5 protein-coding genes are annotated in these 4033 nt (G+C 32.8%); 3 read left to right on the plus strand and 2 right to left on the minus strand.

Going from position 1 to position 4033, the window contains the following annotated elements:
* Window positions 1–157: 157 nt before the first annotated feature.
* Together KI356_RS24850 and KI356_RS24855 are read right to left on the minus strand one after the other, a co-directional pair.
* Window positions 158–757: a nitroreductase family protein gene (locus KI356_RS24850; RefSeq protein ID WP_128281385.1), complete on the minus strand. Its 600-nt coding sequence runs from the start codon at window positions 755–757 to the stop codon at window positions 158–160.
* A gap of 217 nt (window positions 758–974) precedes the next feature.
* Window positions 975–1928: a D-alanyl-D-alanine carboxypeptidase family protein gene (locus tag KI356_RS24855; RefSeq protein ID WP_212936765.1), complete on the minus strand. Its 954-nt coding sequence runs from the start codon at window positions 1926–1928 to the stop codon at window positions 975–977.
* A 219-nt stretch (window positions 1929–2147) separates the two neighbouring features.
* Between KI356_RS24855 and KI356_RS24860 the strand changes: the two genes are divergently transcribed.
* The 3 genes from KI356_RS24860 to KI356_RS24870 all read left to right on the plus strand — a co-directional run bounded on the left by KI356_RS24860 (window position 2148) and on the right by KI356_RS24870 (window position 4020).
* Window positions 2148–3149: a S66 family peptidase gene (locus tag KI356_RS24860; protein ID WP_212936766.1), complete on the plus strand. Its 1002-nt coding sequence runs from the start codon at window positions 2148–2150 to the stop codon at window positions 3147–3149.
* 198 nt (window positions 3150–3347) lie between these two features.
* Window positions 3348–3689 carry an EamA family transporter gene (locus KI356_RS24865; protein WP_212936767.1) on the plus strand — a complete coding sequence of 114 codons (342 nt, stop codon included), beginning with the start codon at window positions 3348–3350 and terminating at the stop codon, window positions 3687–3689.
* Complete coding sequence (locus KI356_RS24870) at window positions 3682–4020, plus strand: EamA family transporter (RefSeq protein ID WP_002168608.1); 339 nt, start codon at window positions 3682–3684, stop codon at window positions 4018–4020. Before KI356_RS24865 ends, KI356_RS24870 begins: the two co-directional genes overlap by 8 nt.
* The last annotated feature ends 13 nt before the right edge of the window (window positions 4021–4033 follow it).

Raw genomic sequence — 4033 nt, forward strand, 5'->3', positions numbered from 1 at the left:
CTTTTACGCGATTATTATCATTTGCAACATTAAAAAAAGTAACAACTATTGAAACAAAGAAATACGAATTAAAAGAGCAGATGAAAACAATCCAGCATGAAAACCCATACCACGTATAAAAAGGTGAACAGATTATATCTCTGTTCACCTTTTTATTTTATTTGTAAATTTTCACACGAGTCTCTAATGGCTGATATTCTTTATCTCCTGCAGAAACTACTGGTTTACCAAATGGCATTTGTGCCGTTAACTTCCAGTTTTCAGGTATATCCCATTCTTTCCTTACTTCTTCATCAATCAACGGATTATAATGCTGTAGTGTAGCACCAAAACCTTCAATCTCTAATGCTGTCCAAATCGCAAATTGCAACATTCCAGAAGATTGCTGAGACCATGTAGGAAAATTATCTTTGTATAGTGCAAAGTTCTCTTGCAAACTTTCTACTACTTTACTATCTTCGAAATACAAAACTGTTCCATAGCCACTTTTAAATGCATTCATTTTCTCTTCAGTAGGTACAAAATTATTTTCAGGTACAATTTTTCGTAACGTTTCTTTCGTAACATCCCATAATTTGTCGTGTTGTTCACCTAGTAATACAACAACTCTTGCACTTTGAGAATTAAAAGCCGAAGGTGTATGTCTCACAGCATGATAAATCACTTCTTGAATTCTTTCATCAGAAACTACTTGCTCTTTATTAATCGCGTAAATAGATCTTCTGTCTTCAATCGCTGAGTAAAAATCTTTTGCCATCACAATTCCCTCCAATTTTCATTTGAGGCTATTTCATATGTATACATCATATTGCGCCCCATGAACTTATTATTAATAAGTTCATAACTTTATAATATCAACAAACAATACTAAACTCAAATAATAACACTCACGTTTTTTATCTTTTTACTTCCTATGTTTTAAATAAAAAAGCAGTTTATCGTTACCAAAAATAAGTAACAATAAACTGCTTTACTTAATTAACTAATCCAAATGCATAAGACATTAACTTGTTCGTCTCTGTAAAACGTTTTGTTTTACTTGAAGTCCCCATGACAACTGTAATAATGCGATTATCACCTTGTTTTGCAGTACCTGTAAAACAATACCCTGCGCTATCTGTAAATCCTGTTTTTAATCCGTCTATTCCTTCTATATATAAAGCTTTATTATTTTTGTTTAACATCTCATTTGTGTTTGTAACATTAACATTATTAAACGCTAACTGACTTTGACGTAAGTGAGTCACTTCTAATATCTCTGGGTAGTCTTTTATAAGATGATACGCTAATTTTGCTACGTCAGCTGCTGTCATTTTTGTTTCACTTCCGTCAGGCTCCTGTAATCCGGAAGCATTCGCGAATTTAGCTTTATCTGACATTTCTAACTGCTGGGCTTTTTCATTCATAAGTTGAACAAAGTTTTTTTCCGTCTTAGCTACATGTTCTGCTAAAGCGACAGCCGAATTATTAGCCGATTCAATCATTAAAGCATGATATAGGTCTTTAACAGTTAACGTATCATTTACTTGCATTGGGATTTTTGCACCCTCTGTTTGTGCTGATTTTACACTTATTTTCACTGGATCTTCCCAGCGGACTTTCCCATTATGTATACTCTCTAAAACGAGATATGCTGTCATCATTTTTGACATACTAGCAGGGGCAACAGCTTCATTTTCATTATTTTGATAAATAACATCTCCATTACTCGCATCGATAATAACAGCTGCTTTTGCATCAATTTCTGGTGGTATATATTTTGGTGGAACTACTTTTTCAGATAGCCCTGTTTTAGGTAGCTCTGCCACTTGTAAAGGCTGAGTATCTACATTTGTTTCACTCTTTTGAATTCCTTGGAAAAAGAACCAACATATACCCAGAACTACTACTAATAGGATCGTTAATCTTCCCCATTTTAACCGCTTCATTCTAAAACTCCTTTAGCAAACCTTTTATACACTCATGTTTAACCATAACAACAATTACTTTATAACGTCAAGGTAAAAAGCATATTTATTCATCTACAGCAATTATAATTTTAACCTCTTTCTCTTTTTCATATGTGTTACACTAAAAACAACGAAATATAAGAATATTCAATAATAGATACACAAAAAAACACCATATAATAGAAAGGATTTATACAAATGATACTTCCAAAAGCATTGAAATATGGCGATACAATTGGCATCTACTCTCCCTCTTCACCAGTAACCTATACTTCTCCAAAAAGATTTGAACGAGCAAAATCATACTTACAAAAGAAAGGATTTCGTATATTAGAGGGATCACTAACAGGTCAATCTGATTTTTATCGTTCCGGAAGTATTCAAGAGCGTGCGGAGGAGCTAAATGATTTGATTAGAAACCCTAACATCTCCTGTATTATGTCGACAATTGGGGGCATGAATTCTAATTCATTATTACCCTATATTGATTATGCAGCTTTCCAAATGAACCCTAAAATAATGATTGGCTACTCCGACGCAACAGCATTATTACTAGGAATTTATGCAAAAACAGGAATTCCTACATTTTATGGTCCAGCACTTGTTTCTTCTTTTGGTGAATTTGAGCCTTTCGTAGATTACACGTACAAATATTTTGCAGATACTTTAATAACTGATCAACCTCTTCCTTACAACATAAACCAGCCGTTATTTTGGTCAGATGAATTTATTAATTGGGAAGAAAAAACGAAGGAAAAAGAACTTCGACCGAACAACTGGATTTCAGTAATTGGCGGAAAAGCTACTGGGCGGATTATTGGTGGGAACTTAAACACAATACAAGGCATTTGGGGTAGCCCGTACATGCCACATATTCAAGAAGGTGACATTCTATTTATTGAAGATAGCTCAAAAGATGCAGCTACTATTGAAAGAAGTTTTTCATTACTGAAGATTAACGGCGTATTTAATAAAGTTTCTGGTATCATTCTTGGAAAACATGAACAATTCGATGATTGTGGGACAAATCGAAAACCTTACGAAATACTACTAGAAGTACTACAAAATCAAAAGATTCCTATTCTAGCCGATTTCGATTGTTGTCATACTCATCCAATGATTACTTTGCCAATAGGTATTCAAGTAGAGATGGATGCAACAAATAAAACGATACAAATTATAGAACAGTGGAAAATCTAACTCTACTACCTCTATTATTTTCAGCTCTAAAGCTACGTATTGCCTTCTATTGTTTTACATAAGAAGACATGATACTATATATTTTGGAATGTGAAGAAATAAACAAAAATCATTTCAATATGCCTTTTATAATAAGAAGCTATTGATTATATACGTCGAGTTTACATACGTGTATATAAAGTAAAAGAGAGTGAATATATGAAACCAACTATTAAAAACTATGTATTTTTACATGCGGCCTTCTTGATATATTCTATCATTATGGTTTACATGAAATGGGCAGCTCAATTCCCTATTGCATCAATCTCATTTTTTATTGCTTACTTTGGACTTGTTGTACTTTTATTTGGATATGCAATTCTATGGCAACAAGTCATTAAGAATTTTGAAATTTCTAGAGCATATTCACACCGTGGGATTATAATACTATGGTCAATGCTTTGGTCAGTATTCCTATTTGGAGATACGATACAGTGGAATCACATACTTGGCGCAGCTATTATTATCGTCGGAATTGTGGTGGTGACAAAAGATGAATAGTTATATGTTATTATTTATTTTCGGGATAATTTTAGCCAATTACTCACAAATATTATTAAAAAAGGCTACTTTACAACAATACGATTCTAGAATAAAAGAATATGTGAATCCTTATGTTATCATCGGCTACTTTTTATTTGTAATTAATGCAGGATTAAATGTGATCGCCTTAAAAGGCTTGGCATTAAAACAAGCATCTGCATTAGAATCATTAAGTTATATCATCATTTTAATTTTTAGTTGGTACTTCCTAGGGGAGAAAATAACGAAACGAAAAATCATTGGCAACATTATTATTGTCATTGGTGTAATCATCTATTGTATACAATAACAAAAAGATCCGT

This window comes from Bacillus hominis (genome assembly GCF_018332515.1).
In the GTDB taxonomy this organism is placed as follows: domain Bacteria; phylum Bacillota; class Bacilli; order Bacillales; family Bacillaceae_G; genus Bacillus_A; species Bacillus_A hominis.

Bases quoted from the DNA above. Each gene is read 5' to 3' on its own strand.
- KI356_RS24860 (WP_212936766.1), top strand. From the start codon at position 2,148: ATGATACTTCCAAAAGCATTGAAATATGGCGATACAATTGGCATCTAC.
- KI356_RS24850 (WP_128281385.1), bottom strand. From the start codon at position 757: ATGGCAAAAGATTTTTACTCAGCGATTGAAGACAGAAGATCTATTTAC.
- KI356_RS24865 (WP_212936767.1), top strand. From the start codon at position 3,348: ATGAAACCAACTATTAAAAACTATGTATTTTTACATGCGGCCTTCTTG.
- KI356_RS24870 (WP_002168608.1), top strand. From the start codon at position 3,682: ATGAATAGTTATATGTTATTATTTATTTTCGGGATAATTTTAGCCAAT.
- KI356_RS24855 (WP_212936765.1), bottom strand. From the start codon at position 1,928: ATGAAGCGGTTAAAATGGGGAAGATTAACGATCCTATTAGTAGTAGTT.